The following is a 17,999-nucleotide window of genomic DNA, read 5'->3' on the forward strand; positions in this document are numbered from 1 at the left end:
GTTTAATTCTCATAACACTGGCTCCATTGGCATAATTACATGCGCCTGAGCACCAGCAGGTGTAGAATAGGCTACATACGCATGAAGAATCTTATTGCTGTAGTCCGCTTCATCTAGTATGCGCGGCATATCCGCAGTTCCCGTACCAACTAAATTCACACCGGCCTTAAGGTTCAGGTTATAGATGCCTTTTGCTGAACCAAGAAACTGCCGTGTAGATTTCTCATATAAAGGTAATGGTTGGGCAACCAACGTGTCTGTACCCTCGAGAAAACTAGATAAACTATTCTCCGCAGCATCGCCATACCATGAAAAATTACTGGTTGAAGAACCATCAACCACCTCAACTTGGCCAATAAAGCCGCGTTGGGAATTTAAATACATCGGGGATGAAACACTCGTTGTATGGGAACTACCGAAATACCCGCCTATTACAAGCGGATAATCAAGTTGATCATAAGATAGAACGCTCACCGGGAATACACCGCAAAAATTCCCTCTAGCTGAACCAACCGCCATATTATAAGTAAAACCAACGTGATAAAGACTGCCGATTACATACCCTTCACCATAGGTTGATGCGCCCTGCGAATATGTCCAGTTGGCGTGACTATCGTTAGTATTTGATCTAAAATCCCATACCAAGTCACTATTGGCATCAGCACGAGCAGCGTTTGCAGTATATGCAAATGGATCAGTGATAACACCTGTGGCTTCATTAGCAGTCTTACCTACACAGACAGCAATACCGTGTCGTGCATTTGTGAGCGTTTGAAACACTAGGCGCAGGTACAAATCACTATTATCTTTGTGCTTTAGTTTATACAGGTGGATGTGGTTCGCCACCTCATACACCAATTCCCATCCTAAGGGTGCAACACGTGTGGCAAAACCGCCTGCAATTGATAGTGGTGCATCATCAATAGTCATTGTCACGGTATTGGTTGTGACAGAATCAATGTGAAACTCACCATTGTTAATTGCTGCCAGATTACCACTATCAATTTTTAAAACACGATCTGCAACATAGCCATGCGAACCACCATAAGTCAGTGTGACTTGATTGCCAGATACTGTGACATTAGAAACGGTCTGTACATTATAGCCTTGCACAAACATACGCTTGAAACGATCCGGGAAAAGTGCGCGTGACCCTGTAGATATATCGATACCGACATCTGAGAAAGCAAATAATTTAGTTTGCGTCTGCTTCATTGCCATTTTTATTCACCCACAAAAAAGACCGCAAACAGCGGTCACATTGATTTTGATTTGAATTTTAAACAACGCGGTCAATATCACCGCGTAGCATGATCTGGAATTGATCTGACAGCACCGCTGGCTCTGACTGTTTCACTGTACGAATCACCCATACCGGGAAGTTTGCAGCAACTGTATTAAAGCGCAAGACATTGCCATTGGCCCAACCTGTACCCCAACCTTCTTTTTTAATGGTGAAGTACGGCACACCAGTCACTGGATTTAGTGGTAGATAGTCAGCACTAATCGACCCGGTTAGTGTTAGGCGCCCTGTGTACTCACCAACACAGTAGAAGTTCTCGGCGTTAGTAAACACAATCGCCCAACGTTCCTGAATAGCACCCTTATTTGTAGTTTGAAGTGGATATAGTGAATCGTTGTAGTTGGCAGAAATAGCCCCACCAGTAGCCTCATCCGCCCAAACACTACTCCAAGCCTGTTGTACAAACTTACGTGTATAACGCGCTTGCATATCGCCAATCACTAAAGCGGAACCTACAATCGTGTCCACTGCATCATAGTTATGCGTCAGCGGCTTAGTGAATGTGAGTTGACCATTAATCTGTACGTCACGAATCAAGCCCATGTCCTGATAGCGGTATTTGACTGTCAGTGGTGCAACCAGATTACCCAGCACAAAATCACCACCGAGCGTCACGCGACCATAGTCATAATCAACCGTGTACAGATCGAAAGCCACTTTCGTACCGTTGCTGTCTTCAAGCTCGGCCCATGAAATCCGCTGATCATTGAGATCATATGTGGCTCCTGCAATCGCATCAGGTAGCTGTTGTGCCTTGCTTGAGCTGACAATACCAATACCACCCACCCTGAAAATCGGTACCCGACCATCAATTGGCAAACGTGTTGCAGATAGACCTAGAATTTCAGAATCTAGCGGAATATAGGTATAAGCCACAGCGTTATAACGCACCGATGAAGCATCAACCCAGACCGGAACATTTATATAAGTGTCCAAGCCTTCCTGATATTCAAGTAATGGGTCATACCAGTCATTCGCTTCAATCTCAGCCCGGTTGGCTTCAGTAATCTTGGTTTTGGTGTAGAAGTAAATCGTGACAAAACCATTATCCCAGTTCACCTGACCATGCGCCCGACTGGTTTCAATCACACCATTTTCATCGGCGGTTAGTGTGAGCTGGCCGAATTCAATGGTACCTACAACCACAGTCAAAGACTGTGGCCGGATAGGCATGATTGGTGTTCTGAAGCTAATCTTGTTGACCGGTAACAGGTCGGTAGTTGTGGTTAATGATTCCAGAGTAATTGTGTTATCTGCATTCGGTGTCCAGGAATCGATTTCAACAATCCCTGTGCCATATTGAATGACACCAGACTGAATCCCACTATTATTGGTTGGATTCACATTGCGATACAGCAAGCCAGTACGGTCCAAGAAGGTATCAGCGCCCACTTTAAATCGGGCTGAACCTGTTAGAATCTGTTCATCAAAGCCGGAAGATAAATCCAGCTTGAGCTTGTTTGCAGTCACGGTGTGTGTTGCCGAGTTAGAACCGGATGTATCGCGGTATTTAACTTGTACATCAACGATATCAAAGACCTTTAGTTCAACCTGCTCTTCTTGAATACTGGATGTTTGTGGAGAATAAAAAGACATATTTCCTCTCTATGCTGCGGCATAAGTGGCCATCTCATAAGGTGTAAACGTGGATTTGAAACGATGACCCACGCCCTGAGGTGTAACTTCAACCGCACCGGTAGCGTATGTAATTGAACCTTGTACTTGACCACGCTCATTGACTAGATTTCCAATCGATGCACTCACAGGCACATCTGTCAGCATAACAAAGCCTGCCACCCCCCCATCACTGCTTTTAACCGGGATTCTTAATTCCACACTGTTGGGTTGAATAGATGATCCGGTACCAATAGTGAATGTCAGCTTTTGATTTGCATCAGGTGAAATCCCATTTTTGGCTTGAACCAATGCAGTCCCATAGTTATAGGTGACATTAAAAACTGTCCCTTTTTGTGGCAACTTATTTGGAATGATCTTGCCGATACCGGTTGCATAATTAATTTCACCAGTTGCATCACCGGTAAATTTGCCCTGGGCATTGGAGGTTGCTGTTTTCTCTTCACCTTCTAGGGCCCAGTTAATCGTGATACCCGGCAAAACACCTGGTCGACCTAAATCAAAATCAAATGCAGCTTTTTCCACACTTAAATTGGAGCGTACGAAAGTGACAATTGGTGTACCCCAGTTCAGCAGGATCGGCGTATCTACATCTGGCAAAGCACCTGTGGTCAATAACCACGAACCGGTCTCATAGTTGATCATGCCCGAACCAAAAGATGGGCTCGAAGCTTTTAACTGCCCCGAGCCATCATCTTTAAGTTCATAGAACTTGCCTTGCGACATGTAGGAAATGGACAGTGCACCAGGTGCCGGAATAGGAATTAACACTCCAGTCCAGTTAGTACTTTGATTATTTTGAGTTACCGGAATGGCATGGCTTTGGTAATACTGATTCGGTGCAGCTGCTGGTTTAAATGTAATATTCAGACTTGCGGTTCCAGCCGGTGCTGCCGCAGTCCACTGAATTAATCCACGTTGATAATCAATCGTGCCAACTTGTGTGCCTTGCGTATTCTTGAGTAAACCACCCTGATCGGTAATCTGCTGACCTTGCATCGTGAAAGAAATACTGGAAGGAATCACAGCTGAGCCGATATATAGGTTCTGACTGACACCAATTACCATATTTGGATAACTGGCTGTAATGGTGCCTTCATTACCTGCAGCCAGCACTACACTCTCACCCGCAGCGTTTACATCAATGATGGGTGTTTCTGTCTGTGCTGATGGAATCAATTGCGCAAATATACTTTTGGCATTTACTGTGAATTCACCCACATTTGCATCAGAAACCAATTCAGTGGATGAGTAATAAAGACCGGTATCGGCCACAATGGAATCTCGGATGATAGTCTTCGATGCTGCTCCTTGATACCACTGGCGTGCTGATAAGCCAACAAAGTCAACCTCTAAAGCATCATTGAGTGAGTAAGTAGCAATCTTGTATTCCACGTTTTTGCCATCCACTACCATAATGGCAGTGCGAGTCTCAACTTTTGTGATGCGAACATACTGTTCACGCTCTAAAGCTTTACCTTCATCACTGATCAGGACAATCGTATCCCCAACGGATGATTCAACCTCTTGTGGGAACATAGCCACCTGTAGTGATGACATACCCTGCCAGTGTGTATCAAGTGGTGTACCAGCAATTTGACCACCTTTTGCCAGATAGTTTTCTACGCGGTTCTGGGCAGACTGGCGTTCATCAGTCCAGTTTTTGGTACTAAATAGCAGTGCCGATACGTTTGGATCTTCTGGTAGCTCAGATACAAAAACCGTTGCACCCATTAATAGATCAGTGTCTTCAGTGGTGACAGCAGGAAAGATCTTGCGCATGGATACATCGCCCATAGTGCGATCCATTTCCGATACGTCATTGAACAGGTTATTGCTGATACCATCCTGAACCACCACACCGGAATACTTGCCACCACCATCAGAGTTATCTGTCAAGCGTTCAGACTTGTAAATCACTAAATCCTTGGTTTCAATCGCCATCGTCTAACTCCGTAAAGCGTAAGCTCACATTAAAATAATCATCCAGTGATACCGCTGGAATTCCTTTTACCGGTGCAGCCTCTAAAGCCCCATCCTGATGGTTGAATTTGACTATGAATTCTCGGTTGTCATGTGGTTGTTCAAACTGCAGTCTGAAATTTTCACCTTGCAGCTTGGACCATTCCAAAACAGTCCGCAGTTCACGCAGCTTGATCCAGCCCATTTCCTGATCTGCTGGCTGTAAAGTAATAGGCCGACCAGACTTCTTTTTGCCTTCCTGAATGATTAAAGTCCCATCCATGGCGTAGTCTTGGGTCTGCTCAATGGCCTTCCATGAGAATTCATCAGGCCATAAAAAACCGTCCTCTAATGGGACGGTTTCTGATGTTGCTAAGCGAATTAATTTCATGTTGATTTCGCCTGTATTTTTAATTGATTAACAAGTTCATTCATTAAGGATTCCTGTCCAGCAGGCCCGCTAAATTTCATCTGCTTACCATTGAAGTCAAAGTTGTATGTAACTTCCTTGGTAGGCTGATTGGTGTCTCTGACAGACGGAGTAGAAGGAATCGACGGCGCATAGTCATTCAGACTATTGGAGCCAGTTGAAGCCACATTGATACTGCGGAGCAATTCATTGATCTTGTTGGTTCCGTGTTGGGTGGTAACCCCTTTAGCTGCCGCCTGGTCAAACATACCTCTGACTAAAGTACTCATTGCTCCACCGCCGCGACCGTAGCTTTCCATCTTGGCATCACGATCCGCTGCCATCGCCTTAGACCAGATATTACCAGCCAGTTTTTGAGCCTGCTTATCATCATAGCCCTTGGATTTCAGCATAGAGACAACATCGGATTTACTGTAGGAGTCATAGTCATCCAAGCTACCCAGCGCCTTGCTTTGCTGCTTCATTGCCTTATCAAATTCAGCCGAGGCAGCATCAACCGCTTCTGCCCAGGCTTCAGTTGAAGACTTAGCCTCCTCACGTGCAATCTGGCCAGCATGGCGATATCCATCAGCAATTCCACGTGCAGAGTCTTTAACACGGTCATTGGATTTAGACCAATCATCCATGGTTTTAACAACGGCTTTACCAGTGTCATCAATCTGCACTTCAAGATTACGTCCGGCATTCATTGCATTTACTGCAGCAATTCTTCCAGCATCCCCTGAAGCTGCCGCAGACTGAGCAGCTTTTTGATATGCTTTTTCAATTCCTTCAGCGGTAGCCTTACCGCTATCCCGAATTGTGATGTAGTCCATCAAAGCTTGCTGGGCGGCCAGCTTTAATTGCTCTTTGGTTTGAATGCCTAATCGCTTAAATGCTTCAGTAACCGGATCAATATCATCTGGTAATCCTTGAGCCTGCATTTTGATAGCAATGAGGCCTTGCTCTACCTGAGATGTTGAAATTTGTCCTTGAGTACCGAACTCCTGAAGCTTGGCTTTGGCCATATCAATTTCGGCCTGGCTTTTGGCCGTTTGCAGCCATGTCAACCAGGCTTCATAGGTAACATTACCAGCTTGCTTGCCCTTAACCCCAAGCTCCTCAAGGCCGGCCGCAAAGGTAGTAACATTTTTGCCATTTTCAGCGAACTTTTCAGAGACACGATTTAAGGAAACGTCCAGATCCATGCCTAAGGCTGTTGCAGCTTTTCGCGCTTTGTCAGCTGCGTTAGCTGTGCCCTCAGTAGCCTTAGCACCGTCATCCATAGCCTTAACAATTGCCTTGCCAGTGCTATCAAACTCAAGTTTTAAACCTTGAGCAGCCAGAGTTGTTTGTAATGTTTTTTGAGTCGCTGCATCGGCTGCTTTTTGCGTACCATCAATTGCTGTTAGCTGTGCATTTACCCAGTCTTGAGCGGCTTGGATTTTGGCATCTGTAATTTTTTGACTTTCAGCCTGATAAGCTTTTTCCTTAGCATCAAGCTCGGCCAATCCCTTAGTAGCCAAATCAATCGAAGCTTGATTACCGGTCTTACGTGCCTCAAAAAGTTGCTGCTCTAATTTGATACGCTCATCACTGATAGCCTTGTAATCAGCTTTGTGCTTTTCCTCCTGAGCTTTTAATTCAGTAAGAGTTTTTTGTGCTTCGGCAATACGTTCTTTATTGGCCTCTTCTTCAGTCTGCCGTATATCATTGATTGCTTCTTGTGTAGCTGATTTGCTCTCAAGTGCCAGTCTATTGGCTTCTCGTCCATTTTTTTCCGCCTGTCTAAAAAGCGCATCTGAGGCATTTTGAGCTTGAGCAGCTAGGTCATCAAAACCCAGAAAATCGAGCACTGCAGCACTTAAAGAGTAAATACCACCAGCGATAAATTGAATACCTGCAAGTAGTAATTTAAGACCAATATTTAATCCCGTGGCAGCATCAGAAACTACACCAAGTGCAATTTTAAAAACGTTAAATAAGGTTGTTAAGCCGCTAACCTCTTCCTTACCACCCATAATTGCGTTAAATAGCGGGGCGATTGCATCCAAGGTAGATGTGAAGGCACTCCAGGCGGTTTCAGCGATTCCTGCCATGCCTGAAATGACAGTTTTAATCGTGTCATATACAGCAGATAAAGTGCTTCTAATAGCCTCAATTGTAGATGGATCGATTTCAGAGAGCTTGTCTTGAAACCATCCAACACCTTCAGCCACATCATCAAAGAATACTTTTAAAATTCCAAGATTATCAGCAATAATTGATAGAGCATTTGCTACCGTCGCGCTTGATCCATTGGCTTGATCCATCTCACCAATCAGGATTTGCCACTGCGTTGATATCTTCTGCAAGGCATTGCTGATAGTGGTGGGAAATTGGTTGTAAGTTTCTTGGATCTGTGTGGCTTGGCTTTGAACAGCTTTAACAACTCTTTCAGAGGTAAGCTCCCCATTTTCAGCCATCTTGCGAAGTTCGCCGGTAGTGACTCCCAACCCTTTAGCTAATGCTTCAGCAAGACCATAGCCATTTTCCATAATGGAGTTGAATTCTTCACCGCGAAGAACACCGCCTTGCATTGCTTGAATAAACTGAGTGATTGCTGCTTCACTTGCTTGTGCTGATCCACCACCAATCTGAATCGCTTGGGTCACTGTTTTAGTAAGGTCTAACGCTTGTTGCTGCGTCATCCCCATTTCTTTACCGACTGTATTCAATCGGGCAAATAAGCCTGCTGTAGCATCCAAACTTGAGTTTGTTGCTAATGCGACCTGATGAACGCCAGCCATGGCCGATGTAAAATCACCGCCTTCACGAGTGGCAATCTGAATACGAACAGAGAGGTTAGTGTATGAGTCGGCGGCTTCCGCAAGCTCACGAATACCCAAACCTATACCAAGAGCAGTTAATGCGCCCACAAGTGTGTTAACAGCAAATTTAGCGCCATCAATACCTTTTTGCGCTGTCTGAGCTGCTATGTCTGTTTCTCTTAAGCTGTTGTTGGCTTTACCTACTTCAGCTTGAAAATTATTAAATGCCTGATCAGTCTGCTGTACTTCTTTTTCTAACTGATCGACTTGAACCTGTGCTTTTTCAATATCTGCAGGTGAAGCACTGGTTTTGGAAAATGACTCAAGGTTTCGTTTGGCTTGAACTAAATCACTCTTAAGTTGGCCTAATGCTTTTTCAGCCTTATTGCCAAAATCTGCAAAGTTTCCTGCTGTAGATTTTGCGTTATCACCAGCATCTTTGATGATTCCAGTAGCAGCATTTAGAGACTGAGAAAGCTTGTCTGCTAATTCACTGGTGCCTTTAGGGATAATATTTCCCATTTCTTTCGAAGCATCGGCAGTTGCTTGTTTTAATCGTTCAGATTCGTGCTTAATTGTGTTGAATACTGATTTAACTGTATCTTCTGACTGTTTAACATTGCCAACAAAACCTTTAGTGTCGGCATCCATGATTAATTTGAATGTTAAATTTTTACCAGACATGCTGACCTCTAAATTTTAGGCAATAAAAAACCCGCCGAAGCGGGTATAACACTGGGTATAAATATAAGTGTTTAAGATGTTTCCTCTAAGATTGAGCCGCAGTGCTTACATTTTCTCGCATCAAATCTAATTAGTTCGCGACAATCAGGGCAATTCTTTTGCTCGACTCCATTTTCGTCCAATTTTACAAAATTACCTGCATTATTTGAAAATATATCATTTGCGACTAATTTGGTTTTGCTTGGTATTTTAAAAACTTCTGGCTGTGCTTCTTGTTGGATTGATTGCTGTATTTGTTTAGGCAAAGGTGAATAAAGTCTTATATTTTGACTGCCGCAAGAATCACAGACCTTACCGCCTGATCTACGCCAGATTTCATATATTATCCCTGGAAGCAAGCCAATAAAAAGCAAAACGATAGTTATAACAAAACTACCTTTAGTTTTTGCAGAGCCTACACGTCCACAAACAAGACATTCCACTTTAGCCATTTTCCCTATTCCCTAAATTATTATTTTCCTATCATAACTTTAGGGTAATGCATGATCAATCAGAAACCATTTCTTTCTTGAATGATTCAAAGCCTTTTTTGTCGGATTGGGCTACACGTGCAGCAATAGCAGAGTTAAAAATTCCCTGCTTATACAGCTTATTTGCTGCCTTAACATACCCCTGGAATGCGCCGTAGGTCATTTCCATGATTTCACTATGCTGATGGCCCATTGATACCAGAAACTGGAATGAATCAAACCAGGTAGAGTCATCTTTCTTTTTAATGCCGCGTTTTGGCTTTTCGTATTTGAAGTAAGCCTGGTTGATCAGAAGTACCGCTTTTAGCAACTCCTTAAAACTCTTCTCATCAGCAGCCAGTTCTACCAGTGATTCATTGTCCAGATCAGTTACACATGCCATGGTCGAAATGACTTGCACCCCATGAGCCTTAAATAATCCTGTCAAAATCTCATCTGAATGATTTTGGTCTTTGATGAAATTCTTCAATACTTCAGCATGCATTGCCCAGGTGTCAAAGTCTTTTATCTGGATCTGGCGGACTTCGATATCATTAATCCGGATGCTGCGATTTGTTGCTAAGAAAAAATCATTCATGATGGGGTCTCGAGATAATTTTAGGCATTAAAAAAGCACCCGGAGGTGCTTTTCTTTTAACTTTAATAAAGGCTGAATTCTATAAAGCCCAATTACGACCTTGCCCCATCTCATAAACGATGAGAATTAAGGCTACTATCATTAGAACGACAACAACGATTTCGGCTTTGGTCAGCATTTTCGGAGCTCCACTTTTCATCATTCATATGATAAGCAAAGCATACAATTAATAACATAAAGATTACAAAAAAATTATTGGATGTTACAAAGATTTAGAAGTTAGGGAAGTTTCTTTAGAGTGTAACTACCTACTGAAGCATTCAAACATTTCGTTAAGCAACTCAACAAAAAGTTTCAACCGAAAAGCATTCTTACGCAAACCTAGAAACCTATAACTTTAGACCTGAATATCTTACATATCCCGACATAGCTGATACATCCGTGATTTAAATCATTCTCTACACTGAAATTAAGTCTTAGAAACGTAGAGGAAATTCAATTGAAAAAGTATTCGAAAATTCTAATCTTAGCTTTAATGGGATTTACTGGTACCGTGGCTATCGCAGCTGACTCGATTCCAATAGAAGCCACTGCCGCAGCTGAAGCACAACAGGTTGCTTTAGAGTATCGAAATAAAAAAGATCAAAAATCTGAATCATCTGGTGAATAAAAGAAAGCCCTTAATTAAAGGGCTTTTTAATTACTTCCAGCTTGGCGTACAACCATTCTTCCATGACAACTCAAATTGCTTTTGATCCGTCTGATTTTCTACAAGTACTATATCCTTTGAAAGCACAATAAAACGCTGGAAGGGAACATAATCACTATCTGCTTCTTTATAGCTTACCTCTCCACACTCGCTTATTTGATTGCGGAACTTTGCCGAATCAGGGTTGGGAATGAATTTTTTTGTAGCTTCTTTTGCAAATTCAAGCTGTTCCTTTTTGCTTGTTTCTAAATCAAGATGCTGACCGTTAGATTCCTTGTGTCCACACCCAGCTAAAATCACAATAAAAAAGAATAAGCTTAAATTTTTCATAATATCCCCATGTATTAAGGGCAGCACTTTACATTAATTTTCAATCTTATCTAAAGCCTAGGGAGAGTGGATTTGTAAAGTTATGTTTTACTATTTTAAGTCTTTTTAAAATTGACCCTATATAGCCAAGTGGAACTTCCACTTATCAAAAAACCGCCCTAAAGGCGGTTCTTAGCTTACTAACTTACTGACATACAAGATAAATAAAAGTAGAAATAATTATTACGGCTAGGATGGAGACAAATATTTCTATTTTAGTCATAGCAGTTTTATTCTCAACGTTAACTGAATATCTTTTATAGCCCTATTGAGCGCTAATTAAACTAACAAAATATTACAAAACATGAGGTATTAAAAAACCACTCCGGAGAGTGGTTATCTACTTGTACTTTTATCAGTGGCGCAGAAGGTCATCAACAATAAAAACTTTCTTATCAATCCTACTTACAACTTCTTCAAGAAGCTTTTCATCATTTGATTCATATTTTATAAGTGTCTCGTCACCTGCACTTTTCACACTTACGTGTACAACGGGTATCTGGTCAATGTTGTCGAAATTTAGTTTATTCATTCTTCTCACCAATGCTTATAATTCTGCCTAAATTATAACATTGATAAAAAGTACAGGCACAAAAAAAGACGCATAGCGCCGTGGAGTTCTTTGTGCCTGCATGAGGTTATTACGCTGCCGGAATCGTCACAACATGGCCATATAAGCCTAATGCCGGATCTGCTTGCTTCGTTACATCAGATAAAGCCTGACCAGAGATTTCATACTGACCAAGTTCTTCATGAATCAGTGGGAAAGTGGTTTCTGGCGACTTCTTGGTACGCCATAAACGTACAGCCATGTGTTTACCATTTGCGGTATTGATGCCCTTGAAGAAAAGCTCATACTCTTTTTCAAAGTCGGATGCCAGAGTGGTATTAGTCACTGCACCAGTGGTGTAGGTGGCTAAGATCGGCATGGTCAGATCTGATACATCATGGAAAACCACAGTACCAAATACAGCATCCAGTGTGTAATTCTCTGGATCAACAGTCTTAGCTGTACCAGTGGTTGAATCCTTGAATGAAACCGTTTTCAGGTTATAACCATCCAGTTTGATTTCTTTACCGGCCACCACAGTACCCAGTGATACATCTGTCGCTGTACTGGTCGCTACGGCGTGATTCATACCAGACAGGATGTATTGAAGGTTTTCTGGATCAGTTTCTTCCAGCGTTCCCGTAAAATTCACTGATGTTGCGTTGATCATGGTGAAGTCAGTAGTACGCTGACCAGATGTTGATTCTTTATGCTCAACAACATCAGCACCAATTTCTAACTCAAAGTCTGGCACGTTGCCCAAATGGCGCATTGCACTAGCAACACCATTCACAAGTTCTGACAGGTAAAACTTACCTTGCAGCGAAATATATTCTTTAGCCATTACTTTTCATCCCCTGTAGTTTTCTTGGCTGGAGCAGCTTTAGGTTCAGGTAGTTCCTGAATTGCACCATCTGCTAGTAATTTTTTGATTTGTGCATCACTCAGCCCACCGACCACATCACCCTTTTGAAAGCGACCTACAGGCTGCAATGCTTTGTATTGTTTTGCCATGAATGGCTCCTAAATGAATTTTTGTGATTCAAAAATAATCGTGATGTATGCAAAGCCTGGACTATACCCATCCCGAACCGAAATCATTTCTAGTGCCGTACGTGATGCTTGAGGCTGCCAGCCGGAAAGTAATTGAATGACCTTTTCGGTTAACAACCCAGCTTCATCACTCACCGCTCGGCCATCAGTCATCTGAGATTGAGCATTACGACATGCAACCGTAACTGCCCATTGCTGACCGATCTGATTGATACTTCCACGACCTGCACTGGCTTTCTTGTCAATACGAACGAAATTGACGTGTGCTGACGGCGTAACCTGCGACATCTCGGTTACGCTGACTGAGTTTAACGGCGTATAGATCTTTAGAAGTTCTGGAATTTCTTTCAGCTTTTCTGCAATCTCATCACGCACCGCGAAGAAGGTGCTCATCTATAAAACTCCCGACAATATCCAAAATCATTACCTCATCTTCAGCATTAATACCGAGCTGGGTCCGTGGCGGTAGAACTGATTGCTTAACCTTTCGATATTGGCCACCGACTGCGAATGTAATGTATTGCCCATTCTTGGGTAGGATTGTTGCGCCGTAATGCAGATGGGGTGCATACGCAACATCTGTACCCACCTCCACACCGCTTGAAAGAACATTGTGTGTGTAAGAATTCATTAGGCGGCCAGTGTTTCGAAGCGTTTCACCGACCCCGACACCATCCCTGCCTTGCATGCTGGCACGCCATGAAATCTTCCACGGGTTCCCATCTACATCAGTACCTGTTAAGAAACGATGCTGCACACTATCCACAAGTCCAGCACCAATCTCATCAAACAGCTGGTTCTTTAATGATTCAAAGTTACCTAATTGATTAAGTATTGCTTCAATCGGTGAACTATCAGCTTGAATGGTTATCGCAAAAGCCATAAGCACCTCACTTCAAGCTGGGCATCTGGTCCAAGATAGAATCTCCAAATACACCACCGGTATATGAAGTACCCACTGGCGCCGTTGAAGGTCGTCCTTTAGGTTGGTCGTCGCTGATTTGGTTGCTGGTATCTAGAATTGCCAGTGAGTTTTTGCCATCCCGTACCCCTTTCAAGAAATCTATCGCCATCCTGTAGCGGACTTCGGTAGCTTCAGGTGCCTCTTCAAAATAAAGTTTATAGCGAGCAATTTCACACACTATTCGCTTTAAATTGTTCGGCACATTTGGCAAGGGTAATGGGTAGCGTACTGCTAGATATCCGTCCACTTCCTCACAAGCATCTTGCAATGCCGTCTCTAATGGATCTGGAGCATCAGCAGGAAACATGAGTGCAAGGTTAAGTACATTTTCACCAAATCGAGCGACTAAATCAGCTTTAGTCGCATACATAGACCACCTACTTGGTTTCATCCGCTGGCTTATCACCGGCTTTAGGTTTAGCAGCAGGTTTCACCTTTTCAAGCTCAGCCACCTTGGCTTTGAGCTCAGCAATTTCTTGCTCAGCTTTAGCCTTTTCGACAGTTGCTGTCTGATTAGCTTTAGTTAAGGCTTCATTGGCTGCTGTCAGCTCAGTATTGGCCTTTTCAAGCTCAGCCAAGCGTGCAGCGGTACCATCTGCCTTAGGTTCTTCCAGCTCTTGATATTCTTCAATAGCCCCAGATGCTAAAAGGGCCTGAAGTTGTTTAGCTTCAAGCCCCTCAATTTCCTGACCTGGACGGAAGTGTCCGATCGATTGTTTTGCAATGTACTTTGGCATTTTGATCTCCTTATACAAATCCACGTCCACCGACTAAACCGTTCTTGTTATTAGGAACAGCAAGTGGAGATGATTCAGCTAGTAGTTGAATGCTTGAAGGGTTCTTTTCCTGCCATTGGCTTAAATAGAATTCTAGAGCTTGGCCAAATGCCTCAACGTTTTGCAATGCACAGTGAGCAATCCAACCATTAGCATCAGAAACCAGCCCAAAGAAATCTTCTGGAATGAAACGCTCAACACTTCCATTCATGCTGTGTTTAGCATCATAGGTCCAGATTTCTAGGTTATCGATGGTACCGCGGAATTGGGGTTTATCGGATTGATCAAAGGTTGGAGTAAGTGGAACACTCACACCCGCATATGGAGCAATGAACTTTTCCTTAAACTCAGGATCTTTAATCAGCGTGTTATACACTTTTGACGTAGTTAAGGCCATGATTGGTGATGTACCAGCATGCTCAACAGAAAGATCAATCATCGCTTGAATATCTTTGACTGGAGTAGCACCTGCTTGGCCCCATTTGATCAACGGCGTAAAGTTACATGCTGCATTACGTTCATAATCTACTTCATACATCGGGAAGTCTGCAGAAGCAAAAGTGGTTTTACCGTAGAGAAGCACATCACGAGCAATTAATAGCTTTCGGTTTTCGATAGACTGACGCAGATACAATGCTTTTTGAGCCTGATCAATCAGTAGTAGATCTGCATCAGACAAGCGATTTGAGCCAGTCGCAATCACACCAAACTGACGTAAGCGTGCGATCAGAGCAGTGTTTTGCACTTCACTTGGCATGACTGTCATCATTGGTTTCAGATAAGCTGGCTTAACGAATTTCACGTTACCAGATTCACCTACTTTAATCTGACGTCCAGCTGCAGTCGGAGTAACAAACGGCGCAAGTGGAGTCGCTGTATTTAGCTCACCTACTGGAACTTCTTTTTTAGTGTATGAAACACGCTGAGGGAAAAAGCGGTCCATCAGCCAGGTATCTACCTTTTGAGTGGTATCAGTCAGTAATACCAGCTGTGGCACATCCAGCAATTCCACTGGTGCATTTTGAAATGTAAAAGTTTGACTCATGTCTTAGTTCCCCACAACTTTACGAAGTTCGATTTTGTTTTTTAATGCTTGTGCACGTACTGCATCATATTGAGCAGTAGTCAGAGGTGTTCCATTCACTGTAACTACTGCAATATCAAATGGGCCTTGCACGTAGATCGGCATTTCAAGATTATTAGCCGCATGGTAAGTAGATTGCGCTGCAGTGAAATCCGAAACAGCAATTGCATTCCATTCACCTACTACACCTTCAGTGACAACAGGATGACCAGCAACGTTATTGGCATCCACGTTAAGTAAATCGCCGCGCTTATATGCTGTAGCAGTTTTTACTTTGGCATTTTCTGTACGTACACCGTCACCGACTACAAGCTGTTTATTTTCAATAGTTCCTGTTACGACTTGGCTCATGATTTAGCTCCTTGTTGCTGTGCTGCTACAAACTGATTAAATGCCTGATCTAAAGCCGAGCCTTGTGGAGCTTGACCACCTTGCCCCGGATTGGCTTGATGAGTGAACAAGTGAGCAAATGCCGGATTCACACTTGGTGTTTGTTGTGTTTGTGGTGTAGCTGGTGGCTGCTGGCTACCTGCAGAAAATTGGCGAAGTTGCTTAGCTGAGAATGCAAATGCACCATCATCAAGCTTTTTCATTTCTTCAATATCTTCAGCGCTGAATTCTTTGCCCAGGTCTTTACCTAATGCAGTGATTTCAGCTTCACGTTTTGCTGCTGCGAATTGTTTGTTTTGTTCAGTCAGAGTATTCACCTGACCTTCCAATTCGGTAATTTTGGCCTGAGCCTTTTCTAATTCGGTCACGTCTGTGTCCTCTGGTTGATTAAATTGTTTTGGAGAGTGACTTGCTGCCACTGCGTTTGTATTGTCATCCGCACCCAAAGCACAGAAAGACACCTCACGAATACGACCACCACGGAAAACCGTGATAGGCCCTTGATGCACTTTTCCATTTACAGTGACTGATGCACCCGCTTGGATTTCTTCGACTGCAGAGGGTTCAATTCGCACTGACATCTGCCATGGAAAGCCATCGTCAGAGTCCTGAGCAACCTGAGTACCAAATTCATTACTCATTAGATCGCCTGAAACTGTTAGGCCGTTCTGGTGATCAATGCTGTGGCTATTGATGGCTCCAGCACGTTGCCGGGTTGAGTGATCCAGTAACGCAGGGATTCGGCCTTTAATTTGCATAGAATCAAGATCAAAGATGATTCGATCCCAATACCAATGATCGGTAATAACTTCACCACTGTATGCAACACCGGAGAAAGTCCGCTTCTTCTTGCCATCTTCAGCTTGATCGACATTTAAGTTACCGACCTGGAAGCAATACTGATTCGGCTTATGTTCCTCTTCTTTTGGCATTTTTCATGCTCCATAAAAAAACCGCCCTTTCGGACGGTCAATTACAAAAATCGTTTTAGTTTAATAATGGCCTTAGCGTATAAACCACCCGCCCTTCAACCGTTTCAATCGAAACTACTTCAAAAGATAATCCCATCGGCATCAGCACGCCATTTCCAGCATTTAGCATATCCAGATCGATACCAAGACCTTTCGCATTTTCAATCTTGATCACGATATCACCTGCACTTTCAGCCATAAGCAACGGCGCATTAAATTGAACTGTTTGCCCGACTTGATAAGCCGCTACTTGATTAAGAGTTACAGCACCTACTACGGTAGAAGCCGTATTGCTTGCCACAGTTTGAATCGCTGCCATGTCGGTACTCAGCCAGCGCTTAAGTACATCATCGGCCAGAGAGCTTGTGGCAGAGTTTAAATAGCCAGTCAGTGGAGCATCATTGCCCTGCACATAATCCAGAAAAGTACGAATCGCACTTGGTCGAATGCTGGGATCAAGAGGAATAACGGTATTGGCCACTGTGTCGAATAGCTCCCGAGTCTTATCATCCATTGGAGCAAACAGACTGGTGAGCTTTTTACTCGCCGTCCATTCAGCCTTAATGACTTCTTTCTGCTCAAGGAGATATTCCTTATCTAGACTTGAAGTACTGATCTTTTTATCCACCAGTGATTCAAGTTCACCAAACTGCAATGGATGTGATGACCAATCCAAAGCCTCAGCTACTTCTGGCAACTGATCATCTGGCGTAATACCGTATTTCAGCGCCTGTTTCTCAGTTAATGCTATGCATGTGCACCGACAGCGGAAACCTGTGGGAGGGTAATGTGTCAGCCAGAATGGATCATCAATGTGACGAACAATCCGGTTCAAAGCTAAATGACTAGGACGCACCCGACTATCATCGATAGCTGAGTACATCAGGTAAGGTCGTTTAGCCTTATTCCTTTGCTGTTGTTGCCATCGTCCATGTCCATAAGCACTTTGGATATTGGTACGGAACACATTGTCCAGGTAGTGCTTTGGCAGAATGATTTCAGATTCTTCAATTAGCTTCTGAAAATCCTTAAAGGTACCGCCGTCGGCAATGGATTTATTCACTGCCTTGATGACCGTTTCAATCTGCTCAAGACTCGATAGAAAGCTAACCGTAGTCGCCATCTGTCGGGTCTTAAGGTCCATTGAATAGAACTCATCAGGTAGCACGATCTTTTTACTGTGAGCGTACCGAAGCGCCTCAAGAAACGTGACTGGTTGCATA

General features: G+C 43.3%; 20 protein-coding genes. 1 reads left to right on the plus strand and 19 read right to left on the minus strand.

The features are described from left to right. Positions 1–9: 9 nt before the first annotated feature. The 7 genes from FTU03_RS01880 to FTU03_RS01910 all read right to left on the minus strand — a co-directional run bounded on the left by FTU03_RS01880 (position 10) and on the right by FTU03_RS01910 (position 9,910). Positions 10–1,221 (minus strand): hypothetical protein, encoded by a 1,212-nt coding sequence (locus FTU03_RS01880; protein ID WP_179992521.1) that lies wholly within the window; start codon positions 1,219–1,221, stop codon positions 10–12. A 58-nt stretch (positions 1,222–1,279) separates the two neighbouring features. Further along, positions 1,280–2,899 carry a hypothetical protein gene (locus tag FTU03_RS01885; RefSeq protein ID WP_179992520.1) on the minus strand — a complete coding sequence of 540 codons (1,620 nt, stop codon included), beginning with the start codon at positions 2,897–2,899 and terminating at the stop codon, positions 1,280–1,282. Positions 2,900–2,908: 9 nt separating this feature from the next. Beyond that, the gene (locus FTU03_RS01890; RefSeq protein ID WP_179992519.1) at positions 2,909–4,882 is read right to left on the minus strand and encodes a hypothetical protein; all 1,974 of its coding nucleotides are present in this window, start codon (positions 4,880–4,882) and stop codon (positions 2,909–2,911) included. Then, positions 4,872–5,291: a hypothetical protein gene (locus FTU03_RS01895; RefSeq protein ID WP_179992518.1), complete on the minus strand. Its 420-nt coding sequence runs from the start codon at positions 5,289–5,291 to the stop codon at positions 4,872–4,874. Before FTU03_RS01895 ends, FTU03_RS01890 begins: the two co-directional genes overlap by 11 nt. Continuing rightward, positions 5,288–8,803: a tape measure protein gene (locus tag FTU03_RS01900; protein WP_179992517.1), complete on the minus strand. Its 3,516-nt coding sequence runs from the start codon at positions 8,801–8,803 to the stop codon at positions 5,288–5,290. Before FTU03_RS01900 ends, FTU03_RS01895 begins: the two co-directional genes overlap by 4 nt. A 71-nt stretch (positions 8,804–8,874) precedes the next feature. Continuing rightward, positions 8,875–9,294 carry a Pmp3 family protein gene (locus FTU03_RS01905; protein WP_179992516.1) on the minus strand — a complete coding sequence of 140 codons (420 nt, stop codon included), beginning with the start codon at positions 9,292–9,294 and terminating at the stop codon, positions 8,875–8,877. A gap of 55 nt (positions 9,295–9,349) precedes the next feature. After that, complete coding sequence (locus FTU03_RS01910) at positions 9,350–9,910, minus strand: hypothetical protein (RefSeq protein ID WP_179992515.1); 561 nt, start codon at positions 9,908–9,910, stop codon at positions 9,350–9,352. Between the two features lie 499 nt (positions 9,911–10,409). Here FTU03_RS01910 and FTU03_RS01915 point away from each other — a divergent pair, with 499 nt between their 5' ends. Next, positions 10,410–10,580 carry a hypothetical protein gene (locus tag FTU03_RS01915; RefSeq protein ID WP_179992514.1) on the plus strand — a complete coding sequence of 57 codons (171 nt, stop codon included), beginning with the start codon at positions 10,410–10,412 and terminating at the stop codon, positions 10,578–10,580. A 30-nt stretch (positions 10,581–10,610) separates the two neighbouring features. Here the strand turns inward: FTU03_RS01915 and FTU03_RS01920 are convergent, their stop codons facing one another. From FTU03_RS01920 to FTU03_RS01975, 12 genes are all read right to left on the minus strand, one after another. Beyond that, positions 10,611–10,949 carry a hypothetical protein gene (locus tag FTU03_RS01920; protein WP_179992513.1) on the minus strand — a complete coding sequence of 113 codons (339 nt, stop codon included), beginning with the start codon at positions 10,947–10,949 and terminating at the stop codon, positions 10,611–10,613. A 394-nt stretch (positions 10,950–11,343) separates the two neighbouring features. Continuing rightward, positions 11,344–11,520 carry a hypothetical protein gene (locus FTU03_RS01925; RefSeq protein ID WP_179992512.1) on the minus strand — a complete coding sequence of 59 codons (177 nt, stop codon included), beginning with the start codon at positions 11,518–11,520 and terminating at the stop codon, positions 11,344–11,346. A 109-nt stretch (positions 11,521–11,629) separates the two neighbouring features. Next, positions 11,630–12,382: a hypothetical protein gene (locus FTU03_RS01930; protein ID WP_179992511.1), complete on the minus strand. Its 753-nt coding sequence runs from the start codon at positions 12,380–12,382 to the stop codon at positions 11,630–11,632. Beyond that, positions 12,382–12,552, minus strand: a complete 171-nt coding sequence (locus tag FTU03_RS01935; protein WP_179992510.1) for a hypothetical protein — start codon at positions 12,550–12,552, stop codon at positions 12,382–12,384. Before FTU03_RS01935 ends, FTU03_RS01930 begins: the two co-directional genes overlap by 1 nt. Before the next feature lie 9 nt (positions 12,553–12,561). Continuing rightward, a complete protein-coding gene (locus tag FTU03_RS01940) occupies positions 12,562–12,984 on the minus strand; it encodes a hypothetical protein (protein ID WP_034171151.1) in 423 nt (140 codons plus the stop codon). Further along, positions 12,959–13,474 carry a phage virion morphogenesis protein gene (locus FTU03_RS01945; RefSeq protein ID WP_179992509.1) on the minus strand — a complete coding sequence of 172 codons (516 nt, stop codon included), beginning with the start codon at positions 13,472–13,474 and terminating at the stop codon, positions 12,959–12,961. Before FTU03_RS01945 ends, FTU03_RS01940 begins: the two co-directional genes overlap by 26 nt. Positions 13,475–13,481: 7 nt before the next feature. After that, positions 13,482–13,925 (minus strand): gp436 family protein, encoded by a 444-nt coding sequence (locus tag FTU03_RS01950; RefSeq protein WP_179992556.1) that lies wholly within the window; start codon positions 13,923–13,925, stop codon positions 13,482–13,484. Positions 13,926–13,932: 7 nt separating this feature from the next. Then, on the minus strand, positions 13,933–14,292 hold the full coding sequence (locus FTU03_RS01955) for a hypothetical protein (protein WP_179992508.1): 360 nt from the start codon (positions 14,290–14,292) through the stop codon (positions 13,933–13,935). Between the two features lie 10 nt (positions 14,293–14,302). Beyond that, positions 14,303–15,376 carry a major capsid protein gene (locus FTU03_RS01960; RefSeq protein WP_005236581.1) on the minus strand — a complete coding sequence of 358 codons (1,074 nt, stop codon included), beginning with the start codon at positions 15,374–15,376 and terminating at the stop codon, positions 14,303–14,305. 3 nt (positions 15,377–15,379) lie between these two features. Further along, positions 15,380–15,766, minus strand: a complete 387-nt coding sequence (locus tag FTU03_RS01965) for a hypothetical protein (RefSeq protein ID WP_179992507.1) — start codon at positions 15,764–15,766, stop codon at positions 15,380–15,382. Further along, positions 15,763–16,737 (minus strand): hypothetical protein, encoded by a 975-nt coding sequence (locus FTU03_RS01970; protein ID WP_179992506.1) that lies wholly within the window; start codon positions 16,735–16,737, stop codon positions 15,763–15,765. The genes FTU03_RS01965 and FTU03_RS01970 overlap by 4 nt, the downstream gene beginning before the upstream one ends. Positions 16,738–16,792: 55 nt before the next feature. Continuing rightward, positions 16,793–17,998: a phage minor head protein gene (locus FTU03_RS01975; RefSeq protein WP_179992505.1), complete on the minus strand. Its 1,206-nt coding sequence runs from the start codon at positions 17,996–17,998 to the stop codon at positions 16,793–16,795. Position 17,999: the final 1 nt, after the last annotated feature.

The organism is Acinetobacter sp. YH12046, assembly GCF_013419905.1.
Lineage (GTDB): Bacteria > Pseudomonadota > Gammaproteobacteria > Pseudomonadales > Moraxellaceae > Acinetobacter.

Bases quoted from the DNA above. Each gene is read 5' to 3' on its own strand.
- FTU03_RS01880 (WP_179992521.1), bottom strand. From the start codon at position 1,221: ATGGCAATGAAGCAGACGCAAACTAAATTATTTGCTTTCTCAGATGTC.
- FTU03_RS01885 (WP_179992520.1), bottom strand. From the start codon at position 2,899: ATGTCTTTTTATTCTCCACAAACATCCAGTATTCAAGAAGAGCAGGTT.
- FTU03_RS01890 (WP_179992519.1), bottom strand. From the start codon at position 4,882: ATGGCGATTGAAACCAAGGATTTAGTGATTTACAAGTCTGAACGCTTG.
- FTU03_RS01895 (WP_179992518.1), bottom strand. From the start codon at position 5,291: ATGAAATTAATTCGCTTAGCAACATCAGAAACCGTCCCATTAGAGGAC.
- FTU03_RS01900 (WP_179992517.1), bottom strand. From the start codon at position 8,803: ATGTCTGGTAAAAATTTAACATTCAAATTAATCATGGATGCCGACACT.
- FTU03_RS01905 (WP_179992516.1), bottom strand. From the start codon at position 9,294: ATGGCTAAAGTGGAATGTCTTGTTTGTGGACGTGTAGGCTCTGCAAAA.
- FTU03_RS01910 (WP_179992515.1), bottom strand. From the start codon at position 9,910: ATGAATGATTTTTTCTTAGCAACAAATCGCAGCATCCGGATTAATGAT.
- FTU03_RS01920 (WP_179992513.1), bottom strand. From the start codon at position 10,949: ATGAAAAATTTAAGCTTATTCTTTTTTATTGTGATTTTAGCTGGGTGT.
- FTU03_RS01925 (WP_179992512.1), bottom strand. From the start codon at position 11,520: ATGAATAAACTAAATTTCGACAACATTGACCAGATACCCGTTGTACAC.
- FTU03_RS01930 (WP_179992511.1), bottom strand. From the start codon at position 12,382: ATGGCTAAAGAATATATTTCGCTGCAAGGTAAGTTTTACCTGTCAGAA.
- FTU03_RS01935 (WP_179992510.1), bottom strand. From the start codon at position 12,552: ATGGCAAAACAATACAAAGCATTGCAGCCTGTAGGTCGCTTTCAAAAG.
- FTU03_RS01940 (WP_034171151.1), bottom strand. From the start codon at position 12,984: ATGAGCACCTTCTTCGCGGTGCGTGATGAGATTGCAGAAAAGCTGAAA.
- FTU03_RS01945 (WP_179992509.1), bottom strand. From the start codon at position 13,474: ATGGCTTTTGCGATAACCATTCAAGCTGATAGTTCACCGATTGAAGCA.
- FTU03_RS01950 (WP_179992556.1), bottom strand. From the start codon at position 13,925: ATGTATGCGACTAAAGCTGATTTAGTCGCTCGATTTGGTGAAAATGTA.
- FTU03_RS01955 (WP_179992508.1), bottom strand. From the start codon at position 14,292: ATGCCAAAGTACATTGCAAAACAATCGATCGGACACTTCCGTCCAGGT.
- FTU03_RS01960 (WP_005236581.1), bottom strand. From the start codon at position 15,376: ATGAGTCAAACTTTTACATTTCAAAATGCACCAGTGGAATTGCTGGAT.
- FTU03_RS01965 (WP_179992507.1), bottom strand. From the start codon at position 15,766: ATGAGCCAAGTCGTAACAGGAACTATTGAAAATAAACAGCTTGTAGTC.
- FTU03_RS01970 (WP_179992506.1), bottom strand. From the start codon at position 16,737: ATGCCAAAAGAAGAGGAACATAAGCCGAATCAGTATTGCTTCCAGGTC.
- FTU03_RS01975 (WP_179992505.1), bottom strand. From the start codon at position 17,998: ATGCAACCAGTCACGTTTCTTGAGGCGCTTCGGTACGCTCACAGTAAA.